15 protein-coding genes are annotated in these 20639 nt (G+C 57.5%); 3 read left to right on the top strand and 12 right to left on the bottom strand.

From position 1 onward, the window contains the following. Nucleotides 1–165: 165 nt before the first annotated feature. The 8 genes from AC6ROY_RS09420 to AC6ROY_RS09385 all read right to left on the bottom strand — a co-directional run bounded on the left by AC6ROY_RS09420 (nt 166) and on the right by AC6ROY_RS09385 (nt 10124). Entirely contained in the window at nt 166–2646 is a 2481-nt protein-coding gene (locus AC6ROY_RS09420; RefSeq protein ID WP_500100028.1) for a trypsin-like peptidase domain-containing protein, read from the bottom strand. Between the two features lie 243 nt (nt 2647–2889). Continuing rightward, nucleotides 2890–3474, bottom strand: a complete 585-nt coding sequence (gene clpP / locus AC6ROY_RS09415) for an ATP-dependent Clp endopeptidase proteolytic subunit ClpP (protein WP_500100027.1) — start codon at nt 3472–3474, stop codon at nt 2890–2892. 42 nt (nt 3475–3516) lie between these two features. Then, nucleotides 3517–3735: a hypothetical protein gene (locus AC6ROY_RS09410; RefSeq protein WP_500100025.1), complete on the bottom strand. Its 219-nt coding sequence runs from the start codon at nt 3733–3735 to the stop codon at nt 3517–3519. Continuing rightward, entirely contained in the window at nt 3732–4349 is a 618-nt protein-coding gene (locus tag AC6ROY_RS09405) for a winged helix-turn-helix domain-containing protein (RefSeq protein WP_500100023.1), read from the bottom strand. Before AC6ROY_RS09405 ends, AC6ROY_RS09410 begins: the two co-directional genes overlap by 4 nt. A 236-nt stretch (nt 4350–4585) precedes the next feature. Beyond that, nucleotides 4586–5029, bottom strand: coding sequence for a hypothetical protein (locus tag AC6ROY_RS09400; RefSeq protein WP_500100022.1), 444 nt, complete (start codon nt 5027–5029; stop codon nt 4586–4588). Nucleotides 5030–5145: 116 nt separating this feature from the next. Continuing rightward, the gene (locus tag AC6ROY_RS09395) at nt 5146–6216 is read right to left on the bottom strand and encodes a Gfo/Idh/MocA family protein (protein WP_500100021.1); all 1071 of its coding nucleotides are present in this window, start codon (nt 6214–6216) and stop codon (nt 5146–5148) included. A gap of 201 nt (nt 6217–6417) precedes the next feature. Continuing rightward, nucleotides 6418–6933 carry a ferritin gene (locus AC6ROY_RS09390; RefSeq protein ID WP_500100019.1) on the bottom strand — a complete coding sequence of 172 codons (516 nt, stop codon included), beginning with the start codon at nt 6931–6933 and terminating at the stop codon, nt 6418–6420. Between the two features lie 593 nt (nt 6934–7526). Then, complete coding sequence (locus AC6ROY_RS09385) at nt 7527–10124, bottom strand: Ig-like domain-containing protein (protein ID WP_500100018.1); 2598 nt, start codon at nt 10122–10124, stop codon at nt 7527–7529. Between the two features lie 281 nt (nt 10125–10405). Here AC6ROY_RS09385 and AC6ROY_RS09380 point away from each other — a divergent pair, with 281 nt between their 5' ends. Continuing rightward, complete coding sequence (locus AC6ROY_RS09380) at nt 10406–11695, top strand: glycosyl hydrolase family 18 protein (protein WP_500100016.1); 1290 nt, start codon at nt 10406–10408, stop codon at nt 11693–11695. An 83-nt stretch (nt 11696–11778) separates the two neighbouring features. Continuing rightward, nucleotides 11779–12537: an alpha/beta fold hydrolase gene (locus tag AC6ROY_RS09375; RefSeq protein ID WP_500100015.1), complete on the top strand. Its 759-nt coding sequence runs from the start codon at nt 11779–11781 to the stop codon at nt 12535–12537. 122 nt (nt 12538–12659) lie between these two features. Here AC6ROY_RS09375 and AC6ROY_RS09370 read toward each other — a convergent pair whose 3' ends face one another. The 3 genes from AC6ROY_RS09370 to AC6ROY_RS09360 all read right to left on the bottom strand — a co-directional run bounded on the left by AC6ROY_RS09370 (nt 12660) and on the right by AC6ROY_RS09360 (nt 18016). Further along, on the bottom strand, nt 12660–15797 hold the full coding sequence (locus tag AC6ROY_RS09370) for a glycoside hydrolase family 2 TIM barrel-domain containing protein (RefSeq protein ID WP_500100014.1): 3138 nt from the start codon (nt 15795–15797) through the stop codon (nt 12660–12662). Between the two features lie 250 nt (nt 15798–16047). Further along, nucleotides 16048–16989, bottom strand: coding sequence for an aldo/keto reductase (locus tag AC6ROY_RS09365; protein WP_500100012.1), 942 nt, complete (start codon nt 16987–16989; stop codon nt 16048–16050). A gap of 19 nt (nt 16990–17008) precedes the next feature. After that, complete coding sequence (locus AC6ROY_RS09360) at nt 17009–18016, bottom strand: Gfo/Idh/MocA family protein (protein ID WP_500100010.1); 1008 nt, start codon at nt 18014–18016, stop codon at nt 17009–17011. A gap of 119 nt (nt 18017–18135) precedes the next feature. On the opposite strand from AC6ROY_RS09360, the gene AC6ROY_RS09355 reads away from it, so the two are divergent. Beyond that, complete coding sequence (locus AC6ROY_RS09355; RefSeq protein ID WP_500100009.1) at nt 18136–18972, top strand: helix-turn-helix transcriptional regulator; 837 nt, start codon at nt 18136–18138, stop codon at nt 18970–18972. A 198-nt stretch (nt 18973–19170) separates the two neighbouring features. On the opposite strand, the gene AC6ROY_RS09350 is transcribed toward AC6ROY_RS09355, so the two are convergent. After that, nucleotides 19171–20538 carry an FAD-dependent oxidoreductase gene (locus tag AC6ROY_RS09350; protein ID WP_500100008.1) on the bottom strand — a complete coding sequence of 456 codons (1368 nt, stop codon included), beginning with the start codon at nt 20536–20538 and terminating at the stop codon, nt 19171–19173. Nucleotides 20539–20639 lie beyond the last annotated feature (101 nt).

The raw sequence follows: 20639 nt of genomic DNA, 5'->3' as shown, positions 1-20639 counted from the left end.
TTATCAATTTCACTGTCAACCGCAATCCCGAATTTATCTGGATCCTGCTGCGAATTATGTGGTGAGCTGTCAGGGCAATCGGCAGACACGAAAAACGCCCCCGTCGACCGGTTACGGTCAGTCAGAGGCGTTCGGAAGCCTATATTTACAACAAAAATAAGGCCATTATTTCTCCGTGAAGGTCATCGACAGGAAGGTGTCGTTCAGACGCTTCCATTGCTCTTCTGTTTTGACGGCTTCGTTGATGCGCAGGCGCGCCGTGTAGACGATCCCGTTTTTCTCAAACAAGTATTCATGCTGCGTATACGGAATGTTGCGTGCCTTGTATTGGGTAGCAAATTTTTTCACAGTCGTGCCGAACAGCTCCTCGTCCGTCACCGTATACGTATACGCGGAGTCTACCTCGGCGTTTTTCTTATGCTCCTGCTCCAGCGTGTTGATCTTGCTCTGCAGATCGCCTGCATCGTCAGCCAGCACCGTCAGTCCGCCGCCCTCGAACGCAATGCTCCGCATCGGCAAGTCCCGGTCTCCGCCATAGCCGCCGCTCCACAGCTCCGGAGCCTTGAGCGCATAGCGGTATTTCTTGCTTGTATACGTGATGGTCTTGCCCGAGTCAGCCAGATCGGCTTCATCCTGAATAAAGCCAAGCGAACGATTCGCTGTTTCCTTCGAGAAATGAATCGACGCCTTCACCTGCTCAGCTACCGCTTCCGCCTCCTGCTTGTCGGCCGACTCCTCATAAGTGTTAACTAGCTGGTACTTGTATTTATCCTTGATGATAAGCAGTGAAATGACATGCTGCCACTTGTCGCCCATCGTAAACGAGTACCGATTTTCGATCGCAGGCAGTCCGTCAACCGTCGTTTCCTTCGCGCCCTCCACTTTGATGTAATCCGGAAGAAAACGGTCCCTGAACTTGTTCTCCTGCCGGTCGCTCCACGCCTTGAGCGTATCGCCGGAAGCTGCAGAGGTGATGTCAACGAACAGCCCCTGATTTTCATCCTTGCCCTGGAACACCAGATTGCTGCGCCAGCCGCCGCCTTCCCAGTCTGCAGGCACGTCAAACGAAATGCCGTATTCCGTCGTCACCGACTCCACCGTCTGGTGAACGGAAATATCCTTCAGTCCTGCATTATTCGTATCATAGGCGAGCACGAACGAATCGAGCAGGTCGTTGAAGCTGTTGCGCTTGAAGCCTGTATTGTACAGATCCTCGTCAAATACGCTCAGCGACAGGTAATAAATTTTATCGCCCTTCTGGAAAGCGCGGCCTTGGTAGATACGACCGCCATAGCTGCTTTTCCCGAGCAAAATCGCATAAGGCTGCGCGCCATCATCCACGTAACGCTTCTCCAGAATCGTATCCCCGCCATGCTGGGCATCCAGCTTGCGCAGCAGCGCCAGCGGCGACAGGTCGGCGCTTTGCTCGTCCTCAATCGTAATCTGGAGTCCAAATTCCCCTTTGGCATCGACAAATGAAACACTTTTCCCGTCCGCGTCCTGATCTTCCTTAATCAGCCCGGCCGGGTACTTGATCGACCAGCCGAAATAGCTGTCGCCGATATGCGTCTTGCCCTGATCCGCGTCGATGTAGGAGCCGCCCGTCTCCTGCTTGAGCGAAGTCGCGCTCGACTCATCCTCGCCGAGTGTAACCTCCGTGACCCGCTGAATGCCGCCCGACTTGAGCGTCAGCTTGATTTTTTGCTCAGGCAAGTAGTTTTTCAGCGCTTCATTATATTGCACCAGCGTGCCCGTCGACGCGGATTCGATAGCTACGAGCACATCACCCTGCTTGACTCCGGCCTTGGCGGCAGGTGAATCCGGCTCGACATAGGTGACCTCCAGCCCGTTGCCGGACGGAATACCGACAACGGCCTCCCAGCTTTCGCCCAGCTCGACGCCGAGATAAGGCCGCTTCACCTTGCCGTACTTGAAGAAGTGATCCAGCACATGCTGAACCGTATGTACCGGAATGGCGAACCCGAGGCTGTCCACCCCGTATTCGACATACTTGAGCGTATTGATGCCGACAACCTCGCCCTTCATATTAAGCAGCGCGCCGCCGCTGTTGCCGGGATTGATCGCCGCATCCGTCTGGATCAGCTGGTACTTGGACTGCAGCGAACGCTCCATGCCGCTGATAATGCCGTAGGTCACCGAGTTGCGCAGCGCAAATGACAGCGGCGTGCCGATCGCCATCACCGACTCCCCAACCTTGATATCTGACGGGTTGGCAAAGGTCGCCGCCGTCAAACCGGTTGCTTCTATTTTAACGAGCGCCAGATCGCTCTCCTCATCATAATGAGTCGTCTTGCCTGCATACGACTTGCCGTCCGCCATCACAACCGTTATATTTTGCATATCCTTGACCACATGCGCATTCGTCAAAATATATCCGTTGCTGCGCACGATAACCCCCGTACCATGCGCCAAATTGTAACGGCTCGCCTCCCACACCTTGCGGCTGTTCGCCGGCTTGCCGATAATCGCAACAACCGATGAGGTCACTTGCTGGACGACAGCAGGAACTGTGCCCCGATCCTCCGTAGCTGCGTATGTTCCCACAGGCGCAGCAAGCGCTGACAGCAGCACCGCCGAAGCGGTCACACAAGCCATCCGGCGGCTTAACATCTTGAATGTCTTCATCTCTAGTTTTCTCCTCGTCAGCCCCCATGCAGGCCATTCATTTCCATGTCCACTAAAATCTATCATACCGTTGAATTTAAATGCAAGATGAAATATTTTTAAGCCAAAAAAATCCCCCGCTGCCGTTTCCGGAAAGCCAGAGGATGCTCGTTTGACGCGCTGAGAGCGGATAGTTGGCATGGGGGAAATTAGCTCCACGTGCAAAGGGAACTTGTAAGCTTGGGCCGGGAAGACGCCGGCGAACTACCTCAGTACCTTGTCGATAAGTCCGTAGGCTTGCGCTTCGTCCGCCGAAAGAAAGTAGTCGCGATCCGTATCGCGCTGGATCGTTTCGAGCGGCTGGCCGGTCCGTTCAGCCAAAATGCCGTCCAACGTACGGCGAGTCTTGAGAATGTGGTCCGCCTGGATCGCAATATCCGACGCTTGCCCGCGTACCCCGCCGCCGCCGACCCACGGCTGGTGGATCATAACCTCCGCATTGGGCAGCGCGATTCGTTTGCCCGGAGCGCCTGCGGCCAGCAGCACGGCGCCGAACGATGCGGCCAGTCCGACGCAAATCGTCGAAATATCCGGCTTCACAAATTGCATCGTGTCGTAAATTGCCAGTCCCGATGTCGTCGAGCCGCCCGAGCAATTGATGTACAGATGAATATCCTTCTCCGCATCATTGGCTGTCAGAAACAGCAGTTGGGCGATGACGGCGTTCGCCGTCTGATCGTCAATCGCGCTGCCGAGGAAAATGATCCGGTCCTTCAACAGCCGTGAATAAATATCGTAGGAACGCTCACCGCGTCCGCTTTGCTCCACAACCATAGGGATATAACTCATCGTGCTCAAACCTCCCGGTTTCAACGTTTTGTTCATTCAGCATTATGCCGCATTACGCAGTGCAAGCGTTCCAGATCGTACAGCCTTGGTTGGCTGCTGTCCGAAGCCGGAGGAGGTTACACGGATGACCGGCCCCCCTGCTTCTCCTACGCCTTGGCCGGGCCGAATTTCGTAGACGGTAGCCTCCTGCCCGGCCTGATCGCCGCGCTCCGATTCCCAGATCACAGTAGGGACGGCCGCTGCTTGCTGATTTGTTGTCATTTGCGCTCCTCCTTTGATTCCGGTCGATCCGGCTCCGGATATACGGCGGTTAACACCCGGAAGCCTGCGCCTTGCCCGGTTGATCCTGAGCTGTACTTCTCGGCCAATGCCTGCACCGCCTCCGCATAGTCGCGGATAAATGCCTGTCTGGCTGTCTCGTCCGGCAAATACACCTCCGTTTCCAGTACAGCGCTCGGCACCTCTCCCGCCGCTGAGTCGGCGATGTCCATCAGCCGCATCGCATCGCCGCGCATCCGCTCAGAGGCCGTGATCAGGTGGCGCAGCGCGCCTTGATCCTTCATCTTCTGAATCGTCGCTTCCGCCCAGCCAAATGCATCGGGAATCAAATACGTACGCGCGATAGACTGGTACAGCACCTCCAGCAAGTTTTTCACCTGCCGGGTGCCGCTGCGCCGGATCAAGCCCACCTTCTCCAGTGCCTTCAAATGGTAGTTGACCTTCTGGGCGCTCTCCCCCAGCAGCCGGCCGACCTCCGATGCCGAGGCTGGCTCGCATAACAAACGCAGCACCTCGGCACGCAGCGGATTGAGCAGCGCCACTGCCTGCTCGGCATACTCCAGCCGGTATAGCTCCTGTACTTCAGGGTTTGTCACGTCAGACACACATCCATAAAAATATTTTTTTACGTAAACTTATATTATTACGTTGTTACTTGTCTTGTCAACAGCTTCCACAGACGCGGTCTGCCCAGCAGGCACAGCGGCCTGCACCTGCACCCGCACCTCCACACAGCAAAAGCCCCCGTTCCTGCTTGGCAGCAGACTCGGGAGCTTCTATTCCTTTCATACCCGGATGTTTTCATAGAGGGACTGGCGCCCATGCTTCAGCTTCACTTGCGTTCTACCGCAATCCCCCGCTGCTCTGCCCGCTGACCCAGCTCAGCAGCCGCTTCGGCAAAAGCCTGCTCATCGCTTACGTCGAACGTCTGGACGCCCCACTTTCCGCGAATTTTAAGCTGCAGCTGGCGGCCCTTCGCCTGCAGCGTAAGCTTCTCCAGCTCGCGCCATGCGTAGACACCGCGTCCAGTGCTGATGCCTTGCGCATCTACCGTCAGCGGCCGCAGCCGGAGCGCATAGCCCAGCATGACAATACCGGAGATGAGACAGATGAACAGCACGCCGATCATCAGCCACCTTTCCAACTCACCCACATCGCGACTCAGCGTTAGCGTAAACACCGTCACCGGGGCCATCATCGACGGCAGCGCCACGCCGACCAACGTCGTTTGCTTCACCTGCACCGTGTAAGGCGCTTGCTCTGCATTTCTGTTCATTCCGTTTCCCCCTCTTTGTAAGCCGAAGCGTCGCCAAGCACCCATTTATCCGCCAGCGGGTTGTATGTGCTTGAGGTACGGAATTCGACGCTGCCGGGGCGACACTCCCAGCCCGTTTACCCCAGCACAACCTCGCGTCCCGTCCGTGACGACTCGTAGATTGCATTCACCAGCTGCACGGCGCGCAAGCCATCACGTCCGGTAATGAGCGGCTCGCGCTGCTGCTCGATGGCTTCAATGACATCGGCAAGCTGCTTGCGATGGTTCTCGTCCTGCAGCACCTTAGGATCGCTGGCTCCGCCGGAGGACAGCTGGTCGGGAGCCGCCGGCTTCTCGACGCCAGGTACGGACCATACCGTCACTGCATTGCCTTCAATCCAGATGGCCCCGTGCTCGCCGTACAGCTTGACCGTAGGCGGCTGAGCTGGCTGCAGACTGGTCGATGCGAGTACACTGCCCAGCGCTCCGCTGCGGAACGTCACGATGCCAAGCCCCAAATCCTCCGCTTCCATCCGATGCGTCTGCGTTGCTACCTTACCTGTCACACGCGACACGTCCCCGCCCAACCAAAGCAGCAGATCCAGCTGATGAATGCCCTGATTCATCAATGCCCCGCCATCCTCAGCCAGCGTGCCCCGCCAATCGGCGGAATCGTAATACGCCTGATCGCGATAAAACGGCGTCAATGCCTCGATAAAAATAAGACGGCCCAGCTTCCCCTCGTCAATGACCCGTTTGGCCAGCTGGTAAGGCTCCTCGAAGCGCCGCTGTGAAATGACGCTCAGCGTCAATCCGCGCTCCTCCGCGAGCTGCAGCAGCCGCTCCGATTCCTCTACCGTCATCGCCATCGGCTTTTCGACGACCAGATGCTTGCCGGCGCGCAGCACCTGCTCGCCAAGTGACGCATGACTGCCGCTGCTTGTGACGACGCTAACGATTTGTACATCCGGCCGGGCAAGCAGCTCCTCGACGCTCGACGCAGCCTCGCAGCCTGCCTGCTCGGCAAACACCCGCACCTTCGCTGCATGACGCCCGGCCGCTGCTATCAGGCGTGCGCCCGGCAAGTTATGAATTGCCAGCGCATGCAGCTCGGCAATTGCTCCGGTTCCAATCATGCCGAAGCCCCAGCCGCCGGCAAGCTCCGTCTGACTGGCGCTCAGGTCATGCTGTCCCTGTATGTCCTTCATCTCTCTACTTCCTCTCTCCGACTATATGTAGGTACGACGCCCGTCTATGCAGGTATGACGCCCATCTGAGCAAATTCAAAAAACAACTGCCTGATCTTCATCTGCTGGCAAGTTAACAGCATCCTGCTATCGTCTGACGGCATCTCGGCAAACACCCGGCAGCAAGCAAACAGCCCCCGGACATCCGGGGGCTGCTTCGTGTTACGCTTCGCCCGCTGCCGGAGGTACGAAGGTGCGCTGGGCCAATTCGGCATCCAGCATATAGAATGCATTGCTGTCCTTGTCGATGCGGCGCAGCTTCTGAATGATACTGTCGAAGGTTGCTTCTTCTTCGACTTGCTCGTCGATAAACCATTTCAAGAAGTTAATGGTCGCATGCTCACGCTCATTCCACGCGATATCCGACAGCTCATAGATGCGCTGGGTCACAATCTGCTCATGCGAATAGGCATGCTCAAATGCGTCCAGCAGCGAAGCGTAGCTGTTTTCCGGATTTTCCATTCCGCTGACATCCGTACGCTTACCCACTGTATTGATGAAGTGGAAAATTTTCATCGCATGGAACTTCTCTTCCTCTGCCTGCACGATGAAGAAATTAGCGAAGCCATCGAAGCTTTCGGACGCGCAATAGCCGGCCATAGCCAGATACACTTGCGAAGAATAAAATTCAAAGTTCATTTGATCGTTCAGCTTGGCGAGCAATTTTTCACTTATCATCAGGTCACGCCCCTTATCTTATGGTTACCTTGTACATCGCGACTTCCACTGGAATCGGTATTCGGCAGCTTCCCGCGTGCCTTGCTCCTGGTTGCCCGCGTCAGTCCGCCAATCGACAAAACCTGCGGGTTCACGGAATTATTTTACCATGTTCCCCGCGCTTGCTCAATACGGGGAGTTGTGTGAAACGCAGCCTCCACCTGATCTCTCCAGGCGACCCACCCCAACGGTAAACCCGCAAGTCTAGTGATCGTCCTGTCGTACTTCACAATTTCCTCCAGGCTGACGATCATTGCCTCGTTCAGATTCACTTCTTCCCCACTATGAAACTGCCACATTCCATCCTCCGAATCATGCGATACAAAAAGGATAGGATTGCTTTTAACCAATACGTTTTGGGTAGTCAATACCATCGTACGCGGAGAGTCGCTAAAACACCAAGCCTCTTCCTTCACCTTCTCACGCCTTATCTCTTTAATTTTTCCGGAAATCTCTGTTTCCGTTCATCTAACTCTGCTTTCCGGCAGAAAAAAAGGCCGCCCCCATGCAAACTCCTCTGCACAGGGGCGGCCGCTGAGCTGCCGTCTATTCGTTTACCCGGCCACCGTCACAACGACGGTTGTTTTTTTGTTGCCGTAGGCGACCGTAATTGTCGCTTTGCCTTTACCCGTCGCTTTCACAACGCCGTCCTTCACATCCGCTACCCGGATATTCGTGGACGTCCACAGGCCCTCGACGCTGACATCCTTATCCGAGCCGTCGAAATAAGTTGCGATCGCCTTCAGGTCGAAGGTCGCGCCTTTTTTCAGGTCGATAGCCACTTCGTTTGTTTTCAAATACTTGAGCTTGTCGATATCGACAGGCACGTTGATCGTTTTCCCTGCGAAGGAAACGACGATAATCGCTGAGCCGGAGTCAATCGCGGTCACCAGACCACCCTTGACATCGGCTGTTTTGTAGTTGGTGGAGCGCCACGATGCGGATTCGGTCATGTCCTTCGAGCTGCCGTCGGTCAGAATGGCCGTCAGTCGAATTTGTACCGTATCTCCACGTTTGGTTGCGATAAATTTCTTATCGACTTCGATGCTCTCCACGACACCGATTTCCACCGGCACCGTGATCGTTTTACCGCCGTAAGTAGCTGTAATGGTTGTTTTGCCGCGCGAGACAGCAGTCACGACCCCATTAACAACCGTGGCGATTTTTTCATCGGCCGACTTCCATTCCGCTTCCTGCGCGACATTTTTGGAGGTTCCGTTGCTGTCGGCCGCATTTAAGGAAATCGCCCGCGTTTCACCCAGGTCAAACGCAAGCGAGGTTGGGTTGGCAACCAGCTTGTTGGCCATATCCACCTGCACGGCGATCTCAATCGTCTTGCCGCTGAACGTTGCGCTGATTTTTGCTTCGCCCGTCTTGACGGCTGTAATTTTGCCTTGCTCCGAGACAAGCGCAATTTTAGGGTCGGAGGTCGTCCAGACCGCTTCGGTCGCTACATCGGATGTTGTACCGTCCGTATACGTTGCTTTAAGCTCAAGCGATTTCGTCTCGTCCTTGGTCATAATAAGCTTGGACTGGTCGACGGCCAACGTCTTGAGCACACCCACCGACACCTGCAGCGTCAATGAACGGGTGCCGAAGGTTGCCTTGATCGTAGTCGCGCCCGTGCCTACGCCGGACACAAAGCCTTTGCGGACTTCCGCGATGTTTTCATTGCCGGAGCTCCAGACCGCCTTGCTTGTAACGTCTTCTTCCCGCCCGTCCGCATACAAGGCCTTCAACGTCACCTGCTCCGTAGAGCCGATCTGGAAATTGACGTTTTTATGGCTTGCCGCCAGCTTCAAAGGTACATCAATCGAGACGGTTGTCGTCACGGTTTTACCGCCATAGGCGGCCGTCGCCTTCGTGATCCCTGCCTTGAGGGCTGTAATTTTTCCATTCAGCACGCTGGCAATCGTCGAATCCTGCACGCTCCACTCCGCAACCGCCGTAACATCCTCTTCCGTACCGTCCGCATAAGTTGCCTGCAGCGTCAACTGGCTCGATTCGCCCGCTTTGATGAACAGCTCCTCCGTGTCCAGCTCCAGACGGCGCGGCACCTCGACATCAATTTTCGCCTGCACGGTTTTGTTGCCGTATTTGGCGGTAACGGTCGTTTCGCCTGCCGCGTTGGCGCTCACCTTGCCTTTGATTACATAAACGACATCATCATTGCCTGAAGCCCATTCGGCTTTGGCCGTTACGTCCTCTGTATTGCCGTCCGCATAGGTCGCGGTCAGCTTGAGCTGCGAGGTGCTGCTTTTTTTCATAAACAGGCTTTGCTTGTCCAGCTCAATCTTGATCGCATGGTCGACATCTACCTTGATCGTCGTCGATTTCGTGCCATACGTCGCTTTGATGCTCGTCTGTCCCGGACCGTAGCCGGTAATTTTACCCTTGATGACATCGACGATGTCGCTGTCCGCCGATACCCAATCCGCCTTGTCCGATACATCCTCGACAGTGCCGTCCGGGTAAGTCGCCATCAGCTTGACGCTTTCTGTCTCGCCCTTGAGCAAGGAAAGCTCCGTTTTCTCCGGGTCCACACGCTTGACAATTTCCACGTTAACCGGAATCGTAACCTGCTGACTGTTGTATTTGGCGGTGATCACCGTGCTGCCGGAGCTTTGCCCCGTCACCTTGCCGTTAATCACTGTCGCTACCGAGCCATTGTCGATATTCCAGTCCGCCTTGCTGGTCACATCTTCGTTGCTGCCGTCGTCGTAGTACGCGGTCAGCGTGACCTGCTCCGACTTCCCTTGTCTGAGATCAATCAGCTGCTTGTCCTTGATCAGGGAACGCACCCGCTTCGTTACTGTCACATTGACAATGACCGTTTTGCCCATATAGGTAGCGGTCAGAACCGTCTTGCCTTCCTTCTTGGCCGTCACTGCGCCCGCATAAACGGAGGCGATCTCCGGTTCGGCCGCGTTCCATTCCGTTTTCACCGAGACGTTCTCCGTCGTTCCGCTTACATACACCGCCGTCGCCGTTAGCGTAGCTGTCGCGCCGACCTCCAGAGCCAGCTCGTTTTTGTTCAAAACCAGGTTGGAGATCGTCTCCGTCGCAGCCAGTGTCGGCGTTCCGGTGAACCCTCCTGCTCCCAGAGCGACAACCAGCGCCAGTACCATGATTTTGAGCCATTGAAAACGCATCGGTTTCATCTCTCCTGTCTGTTTCTGCCGAAAATTAAATAACCTCTTTATATATCGACATCAGGCCATGTTTTTTTTAGACTTGAAGGAATATTGTTCCTGCCGGACGCCAACCAGCGGACACTCTCCTTTCCCGGCTTCACTGCGACGCGCCTCTCAGCCATTGCCCTGGCATGGAACCGGCCTGTCGCGAATACGCTGGTTATGACGGCTTGCCGGCTATGCGGCCGCCCTGCGGCCGACTCCACGATTCCGACTACCCTTGAGAGGAGCGCATCGCCATGCAGATTCACGTTGTAAACCCCGGACAATCGCTGTATCAGCTATCGCGCGTCTACCAGGTGACAGTGGCGGAAATCGCCGCGGCCAATGAGCTGCGGCCCGCCGACACACTTGTTGTCGGTCAGGCGCTGGTCATTCCCATTGCGGGCCAATGGCATATCGTCCGCGCTGGCGACACCTTGAGCGCTGTCGCTGCAGCGTACGGCCTTAGCGCGGAACGGCTCGCCGCAGTGAACGGTCTGCAGCCCGGGCAACCGCTTCGGGCGGGCGACCGGTTGTACATCCCTCCTGCGCCCCGCCGCAGCATCGAATCGAACGCCTATATCGAGCCGCGAGGCGGAAGCGTCAGCCCGGCGCTGACGCGGGCGGCTGAGGAAGCCGCTCCGTATCTGACCTATCTCGCGCCGTTCAGCTTCCGCATCAACCGCGACGGCACGCTGCAGCGTCCGCCGCTCGGCGAGCTGCCCCGGATCGCCAGCTCCAGGCACGTCACGCTGATGATGGTCGTGACCAATCTGGAGCATGACCAGTTCAGCGCGGAGCTGGGCGAGACGATTCTGAACGACAGGCAGCTGCAAGACAAGCTGCTGGCGAACATCATCGCCGCCGCGCAGGAGCTTGGCTTCCGCGACATTCATTTCGATATCGAGCATCTGCGCCCTGCCGACCGAGAGGCCTACAACAGCTTCCTGCGGCGGGCAGCCGAGGCGATCCATCGCGAGGGCTTTCTGATGTCCACCGCACTCGCGCCCAAAACAAGCGCCGCCCAAACCGGCGCCTGGTATACGGCACATGATTACCGGACGCATGGCGAGGTCGCCGACTTTGTCGTGATTATGACCTACGAATGGGGCTATAGCGGCGGCCCCCCGATGCCCGTATCGCCGATCGGACCGGTCCGGCAGGTGCTGGAGTACGCACGCTCCGAGATGCCCTCCTCCAAAATCATGATGGGCCAAAACCTGTACGGCTACGACTGGACGCTGCCTTACGTGCAAGGAGGAGCCTATGCGCGCGCCGTCAGTCCGCAGGAGGCGATCCGGCTGGCGCGAACGCATCATGCCCGCATTGAGTACGACGACAAGGCGCAGGCGCCGCATTTTACCTACTGGGACCCGGCAGGACGCCAGCACATCGTCTGGTTTGAGGATGCGCGCTCGATCCAGGCGAAGTTTAATCTGCTTAAGGAGCTGAACCTCCGAGGGATCAGCTACTGGAAGCTCGGTCTGCCTTTTCCGCAAAACTGGCTGCTGCTGGAGGATAACTTCAAGGTGGCCAGGAGAAGCTAGGCCCGTGGCTCAACTTTACTTCAAGCCCGCCAATCGCACATAATAAGGGGGAGCCTTCCAACGAACAGCGAGGTGTCATACCCATGAAGCAATCTCAATCGAAGCTGCGCCGGATCGGCCGGTGGATGCTTGCAGCAGCCGTCCTCCTCGTTGCGGGCTTGTTCATAGCAGGCTATGTCTATGTGCGGCCCTACCCGCCGGATGCGCGGGCATTGGCCGTGCTGCAAAGCAGCAGCTCGGTTCAGACCGTCGATGAGGATAAATGGATCGGCTTCATGCCGAAAACCCGAACGGAGCCGACTGTGCTGTTTTATCCCGGCGGACTCGTCAAGCCGGAAAGCTACGCCCCTCTCGCCCGGATGCTGGCCTCGACCGGCCACGCCGTGTACATCGTGAAGATGCCGCTCAATCTCGCCGTGCTGGATGGCGAACGGGCGTTGCCGCTGATGGACAGCCAGCCCGACGCTACCTTCATCATCGGGGGCCATTCGCTCGGAGGCACGATGGCTGCCCGCTTTGCCGCCCGTCATCCGGAGCGGATCAAGGGAGTCTTTCTGCTAGGCTCGTATCCCGATCCGGAAGGATCGCTGATCAACCATGCCCTGCCGGTGCTGTCGATCACTGGCTCCATGGATGCCGTGATGAACTGGGACAAGTACGAGGAGGCGCGCACGCTGCTGCCCGCTTCGACCCGATACGAGACGATTACCGGCGGGAATCATTCGCAATTCGGCAGCTACGGGCTGCAAAAGGGCGATCAGCCGGCGTCCATCTCCCCGGATGAGCAGCAGTTGCAAATCGTGGACAGGATGACAAGCTGGCTGCAGCAGTCGGTGAAATAAGCGATGGCCACGAGCCGCAAACATGCGGCGTCTGATGCCGATCAGACGAAGCCAAACAGGGGATGTCCCGTCAGATCACGCGACCTGACGGGACATCCCCTGTTGCTGCCGATAAACGGCCTCTATTCGTCTTCCTTAAATACCGGCTTGATCTGAAGCGCGAAGCTGAACGACTTCTCGCTCAGCCGGTACGGCTCCAGCAGCTCCGGTCCGCATGAGTTGGAGCCGATGCCGCTCAGCTTGTAATCCAGATGAACGATCGTCTCCTTGCGTCGGACAAGCTCATGGCTGTGCTTGGCGTCCGTCAAATCAAGCGGCGTATAGTGCGCTGCATTGAAGGAAAACGGAGCCGGCGCGTCGAACCGCAGCCCCATGCCAAGCTCACTGCTGACGATCGCCCATTCCGTATTGTAGCGCGAGCCGTTTTCTTGCGGCATGATATAGTCCTCAAACATCTCATCGACGGTGAATAAATATTTTCCGCGCCTGACGCTATGACGCTTGTCGATATAGCTTTCATGCGGGCCGTAGCCGAAATATTCGACTTCCTCGTTGCCTTCAGGCATCGTCAGCTGCAATCCGAAGCGCGGCAGGAACGGCACGTTGTCCCGGACCTGTACATCGGTCTTCAGACGGATGCTGCCGTCGCGTCCTACCTTCCAGCTCGCTTCCCCATGCAAAATCGGATAGCGGATATAGCCGCCAAGCGAATAAGTAACCGCAATCTCGACATCTCCATTGTCGGCGGCCGTCCATTTCACCGCATACACCTTCATGCCCGCCCGGTGGAAGCCCTGATCCTGCCACTGATTGCGAATAATACGGTCGTTATCCGTCGGCGCTCGCCATACCTGGAACGCCATCGGCGCCGCCAGCATGCTCACGCCGTGCTTCGACAGCTGTGTGAACGCACCGTCGTACAAGTCGAAGACGTAGCGGAAGTCAAACCCGGTCAGCTCCAGCAAGTGACCGTTCTCAAGGGCCTGCAGGGCGAAGCCTTCAGCAGCCGTTGCAGCGCCTTGCGGCAACGTATTACTCGCAGATGCAGCACTTGCCGCCTTGCTATCAACGGAAGCGCCAGCCTCAGCCTCAGCGGACTCATCATTCGTTGCCACAGCCACAGCCGCCGCCGCGCTCTCAGACAGCGCAAATTGTCCGAACGCTACCTCATAGCCGGCTTCGGCCCATGCAGTACTCCTTCTCGTACGCACGGTTACGGTCAAGTAACGGCGCTCGCCTTGGCCGAAACCAGCAGAGCTGGACGGAAGCGTCACGGCTTGCGTTTGCTGGGGACCGAGCTGCTCCAAGCCTTCCAGATCGCCCTCGGCCACGATTTCGCCATCCTGCTCGACCTTCCAGGAAAATACCAGACCGGACAGGTCGCTGAAATCGTAGCGGTTCGTCACCCGCAGCTCGCCTGCCTCTGCGCGCTCCGCTTCAATGAGAACCGGCGCAATAATTTGCTTCAGCTCCAGCAGTCCGGTATGCGGCTTACGGTCCGGCGAGACAAGGCCGTCGATGCAGAAGTTGCCGTCGTTCGGCAGATCGCCGAAATCGCCGCCATAAGCGAAAAATGACCGACCAGACGCCGTTTCGCTCTGAATGCCGTGGTCGCACCACTCCCAGACGCAGCCGCCCATCAGATTCGGGTATTTGTAGATGACCTGCCAATAGTCCATCAGATCGCCTGGGCCATTGCCCATCGCATGGCTGTATTCGCATTGGAACAAAGGCTTCGTCTTGGTCGTGTCCTGCCCGTACTCCTCCATAAACGCGACCGAAGCGTACATCCGGCTCTCCACATCCAGGCATGCCGTATCCGGGTCGCCGTTGTATACGGAAGCAGCGCCTTCGTAATGTACAGGCCGGGAGGCGTCGCGATTGCGGGTCCACAGCGCCATAGCCTGATGATTCGCGCCATAGCCGGACTCATTGCCGAGCGACCACATGACGATGCAGGCATGGTTTTTATCCCGCTCTACCATCCGTTCCGCGCGGTCGACAAAGGCAGCTTCCCACGCCGGATTCACGGACAGCTTATGGAAGGCGCCTTCGGCCCAGCTTTCCGCAACGCCGATGCCGTGGCATTCCAGATCAGCTTCATCAATGACATAGAAACCAAAACGGTCGCATAAATCAAGGAAACGCGGATCATTCGGATAATGCGAGGTGCGCACCGTGTTAACATTGTGCCGCTTCATTAAATTCAGGTCCTTGATCATATGGTTCAGCGGAATCGTCTGCCCCAGCTTCGGATGCGAATCATGACGATTAACGCCCTTGAGCTTGATCGGCTGCCCGTTCACCCGGAAAATGCCATCCTGAATGCGAATTTCCCGGAAGCCTACGGAAAACCGCAGCGCCTCGCTGCCCGCTTGCAGCTCCAGGCTATACAGCACCGGCTGCTCAGCGTTCCACAGCACAGGGTTCGTCACGGCCAGCTCAATGACGCCGCTCCCGTCGATGATCGCGCTGCCGGAAGCCACGATGTCCCCGCACCGGTCGCGTAATACCGCCTGCACCTCTACGCGGCCCACCGTCTCGATCTCGCTGCGCAGCACAGCCTGGCTGTAGTCGGCGGACAGCTCCTGGCGATTGAATACGTCGCGGATATGCGCCTTGTCGCGCGCCAGCATGTACACATCGCGGTAAATGCCGGAGTAACGCCACAGGTCCTGATCCTCCAGATACGTGCCGTCGCACCATTTCAGCACCATCACCGCAATTCGGTTGCGGCCCGGCTGCAGCTGCGAGGTCACCTGAAACTCCGCCGGAATGCGGCTGCCCTGGCTGTAGCCGACGTAAACGCCGTTTACCCACAGATAAAAGCAGGCATTCACGCCCTCGAAAACGATATATTGCTCCTTGCCGTCCCAGCTCGCAGGAAGCTGAAATTCCCGGACATACAAGCCGACCGGATTTTCGCGCGGAATAAACGGCGGGTCGCACGGAAACGGGTAGTTAATATTTGTATAATGAAGCTGATCATAGCCGTTTACCTGCCAGCAGGAAGGCACGATCAGATCATCCCAGCTGCTCACGTCCGCATCCGGCGCATAGAAGCCGTCGGCCGCTTCCTTAAAGCTGGGATGGTACTGGAATTTCCAGCTGCCGTTTAACGTCTGGAAATACGGGGATTTCCCCCGCTTGGCGGTTGCAGCCGCCGTTTGATCCGCGTACGGAATATAGGAAGCGCGCGGCGCCTCGCGGTTTTCCTGAAGCACCGTTAAATCTTCCCAGTAAGGTGTTACACGCACCACAATAATCGCTCCTCGTTCGTTATAAATGTAAGCTGTGCCGGTCCGGTCGCCACACATCCCTGCGCCTAACGCCGGCGCTGCCCGGTCCGGTCGTCTTGTTGCTGCACTTGAAGAGATTCGGGCCGCATACGCCCCGGCTCGCGCCGCACGACGCGGCTTGCTCCTGACGAGCGCACCCGGCGGCCGCTAATCGACCGTAACCCGGCCGCTGCTGCACAGGCTGGAACACCGCCGCATCGCTCTGTGCCCGCTAGGCAAGCTCGGCCCGGCGCAAATCCAGCCATTCCCGCTCGGCGGCGGTCAAGGCAATCCTTGCGCCTTCGTCGCAGGATTGCAGCTCGGCCAAATTTTGCGCTCCGATTAGCGCGCACGTCGGGAACGGCTGCTGCAGCACGTACGCAAGCGCAATCTGAATCACGCTGACACCCTTGTCCTGCGCCAGCCGCTCGGCCCGGCGCAGCCGTTCCCAGTTGGCGTCGCTGTAGAACACGCGCACCACATCCGAATTATCTCGCAACTCCGGTGAAAACCGCCCGGTGAAAAATCCTCTCGCCTGCGAGGACCATGACAGCAGCGGCAAGCCGGTACGCTCATGCCAGTCGCAGGTTTCCTCGTCGGCCGACACGCAGCCGGTCCAGAACGGCTCGTTTGCTTTGGCCAAGCTCAGGTTCGGGCTGCTGAAGGCGAAGCCCGTCAAGCCATGCGACGCAGCGTAGTCGTTGGCTTCCTGAATTCGCTGCCACTTCCAGTTGGACGCGCCCAGCGACTGAACGCGGCCTGCTTCCAGATGCGCATTCAGAGCCTCAAGGATTTCGCCGACAGGCACATTCTCATCATCGCGGTGCAGCGCGTACAGCTCAACGGAATCGGTCTGCAGCCGCTCCAGGCTTTCTGCAAGATCCGCATCAATCGCCGCCTTGTTTACCCGCGGGCCATCCCGGTTATGATGCGCTCCCTTGGTCAAAATAACAAGCTGGTCCCGATTGTTGCGCTCACGCATGTATCGGCCGATGACCCGCTCGCTGTCGCCGCCGCAATAAATATACGCGGTATCAATGGTGTTGCCCCCGATGCTCAAGTACGCGTCGAGGTTCTCGCACACTTTATCGTACACATCCGGCCGGAAATAATCCGAGCCCTTGATCAGCCGCGACACCGGCTTCACTACGCCCGCAATTTGAATATAGTCCATTCGTTTCCCCGCCTCCTCGTTATAAAACGACGCGCTTGCGTTCCCGCGCCGACTTCAGGCAAGCATCCAGCACCCGCATATTCAGCACCGCATCCGACGGGGCAAATGCCGTAGGCTCGCCCGCCAGCACCGTGCGTGCGATCGAATCGGCCTGCAGCGCGTACTGGTTGACCGCCGAAACCTCCACCTCGCGCCGTGTTCCTTTGACTGTCACGAAGAAATTCGCACTCGCATCCGCATGCGCCACATACGCGGACGGAACCTCGATCCGGCCTTCTGTGCCCAAAATTTCCAGCGTATTGCGGAATTCCGCCCACATGCCGCAGTCGAAGGTCAGCGCGACCGAGCCGGGAAACTCCACCAGACCGGAGGCCATCATATCCACCTCGTCATGCTGCGGGGAAAATAACGCCTGAACCGTCACCGCCTCCGGCTCCTGGCCGAGCAGGTAGCGGGCCGCGCTGATCGGGTAGCAGCCGACGTCATACAGCGAGCCGCCGCCCATCTCGCGGTTAAACCGCACATTGCCCGCATTCGCCGCGCTGTTGAACGTAAAGGCGCCGCGAATGCCCCGCAGCTCGCCCAGCTCGCCCGACGCGAGGATGTCGCGGATCATCCGGTAGCGCGGGTGATGGCGGTACATAAACGCCTCCGCAAACACCACGCCCGCCTCTTCGCAGGCGGCAACCATCTCTTCCGTTTCCGCAGCCGTCAGCGCTGCCGGCTTCTCGCTCAGCACATGCTTGCCCGCCTGCGCAGCCTTGATTGTCCATTCGCGGTGCAAATGATTCGGCAGCGGAATATAGATTGCGTCGATCGTGTCGTCGGCGAGCAGCTCCTCATAGCTGCCATAGGCTTGCGGAATAGCCAGACGATCCGCCGCCTCCTGCGCCTTCTCCAGCGAGCGGCTGGCGATCGCCGCCACCTCGCCCAGCTCGGATTGCTTGATTCCCGGAATTACCGCTCTGAATGCAATATTAGCGCATCCTAAAATTCCCCAACGCAGCTTGCCCGTTTGCTTCGTCATAAAGATCCTCCTCACATGTTCTAGTACCATATTGTCAGTATAAAAGCGTTCAACTAAAATGAAAATATGAACATGTTGCATGCGAGTAACACAATATTGCGATTCATAAGGAGGAACGAATGCATCGGCAATTTCACTTTCCGACCATGGATCACCAGCCCTTCTTCTGCTTTCCCGAATCTGTCGGCAATTACAAGAATGATCCCAATCACCGCGTGGGCCGCCCGGCCGGGACGTTAAATAATTTCAATATCCACTATGTAGCCTCCGGCAAGGGCTTCGTTGAAATTGACGGCGAAACGTATACGCTCCAGCAGGGCGATGCCGTCTTGTATTTTCCGCTGCAGCAGCAAATTTATTATTCCAGCCTTGAGGAGCCGTGGGATGTGCGCTGGGTGCATTTCTACGGGCACACGCTGCAGGAATTTCTGACCGAGCATCGGCTGCACCGTTCGAAGCTGTGGACGCTCCGCCAGCCCGCCGCCTGGGAGAAGGCGCATATGACGCTGCTGGAGGAGGCGGAGGAGCACCGGATTTTGTACCCGACGGCGCTGTCCATGCTGACGTATGCGGTCATTATGGAATTTATCCAGCAGGCCGAGCCGCTGTCCTCGACCAAGAGCCACCACGCCTCCGAACGCATCGCCGAGCTGCTGCCGCAGCTGCAAAACGAAGCTTGTACGCCGTTTATATTGGACGACTGGGCAGAGCGCGCAGGCGTCAGTCCGTATTATTTCTCCCGGCTGTTCCGCAAGCTGATGCATATGACGCCTATGGACTTCGTCACGCTTTGCCGGATGCAGAAGGCCAAGCAGTGGCTGATTGAACGCAGCGAATCCACAATCCGCGATATCGCGGCAGACGCCGGCTATCCGAATACGAGCTATTTCAACAAGCGTTTTCTGGAAAAGGAAGGCATGACGCCGTCTGAGTATCGGAGCTTGTTCGGGAATTAAGCGGGGCGGAGGAAATGACGGACACAGCGGAAGCGGGTAGAAGGGACGCAAACGGCGCAGCGCTCGCGCAAAAAATGCCTGCATCGTCCCGAATCGCGCGAGCGGGAACGTGCAGGCGTTTGGTTTTTGCAGGATGGGGAAGGGACAAGCCGACGTAGGCGAACAGGCAGCTGACGCATCAGGTCGAGCTTGGTAATGCTAGCGCACCGTCTGCTGCGCCGCAGCGGCCTCCAGCTCAGCGACGGCCTGAAGCCCGGCCTGGTTGAGCAAATTCCAAGGCTTGTTGTAATGCGGCTGGAAGAAAAAGTCCACGAAGCCCAGATCCTCGACGGTCATCCGATTTTGGATGCACACCGACAGCGTATTGATCGACTGGGTCAGATCAGCCTTCGATAGCACCTGTGCGCCGACGAGCCTGCCGGTATCCGTTTCATACACCAGCTTGAGGTACGCCTGCTCATAAGTCGGCATAAACTCCGGCCGGTCATGCTCCTTGACCAGCGTCGCCTTGACTGCCAGCCCCGCTTCCAGCGCGGCCTGCTCCGTCAACCCGGTCGAAGCGATGTTCAGATCAAAGATTTTAATGCCCGATGTGCCTTGCGTGCCCCGGTAAGCGACCCGCGGCTCCTTCAGATTAAGCGCGACCAGCGTGCCCATTCTGACGGCATTGGTCGCGAGCGGAATATAAGCAGCTTGGCCTGTCGGGTTAAACCGAATGGCGCAGCTGTCTCCGGCCGCGTACACATCCGGGTAGCTTGTGCGCATATAGTTGTCCACGAGCAGCGCCCCGTTCGGGAGCGTATCCGCCTGACCCTCCAGCAGCCCGGTATTCGGCCGGAAGCCGATGCACATAATGACCAGATCGGCTTCGTATTCGCCGGCCGTCGTGACCACCTTGCTAACCTTGCCGTCCACGCCGTGCAGCGCCTGCACCGTCTGCCCGAGCGCAAGCTCTATGCCGTGCTCTTCCATATCCCGCTCCACGATATCCGTGAAGGCTTGGTCTAAATATTTAAACATCACCCGCGGCGTATTGTCGAACAGCGCGACCTGCTTGTTCAGCTGCCGGAATGCTTCAGCCAGCTCAACCCCGATATACCCTGCGCCGACGACCGCGATCCGCTTGGCGTGCGCCGCTTTGGCGATAATCGCTTGGGCATGCGCATAATTTTTGCAAAGCATCACCTGATCCAGCTCCATACCCGGCAGGTTCGGCACAATCGGCCACGAGCCTGTCGTCATCACCAGCTTGTCGTAGGTGTCCTGGGTGACGACGCCGGTTTCCAGGTTTTGCACCGTCACCGTTTTGCTCGCCGTATCGACAGCCAGCACGTCATGCCGCATCCGGGTCTGCACACCCAGCTCCGTCAGGTTGTCCGGATGGGCATAAAACAGCTCCTCCGCATTACGAACCACGCCTCCGACATGGAGGGCGATGCCGCACGACAGAAACGAAATATGTTCATTGCGCTCGTAAACGGTAATGACAGCTTCGGGATAACGTTTGGCAATTTGAATCGTAGCTGCCGTTCCGGCGTGGGTGCAACCAATGACGATGACTTTCATATGAGTAGCCTCCTTGGGAGCTGGATTTTAAGCTATACAAGCTGAAAAGCTTAAATAGCTTGGTTTGTGATTAAATTCACTTAATTTCTGAAAAAGAAAAG

The organism is Paenibacillus sp. sg306046 (genome assembly GCF_059821225.1).
Note: the sequence above shows the minus strand (reverse complement) of the source record. Positions and strands in the feature narration are given on the sequence as shown.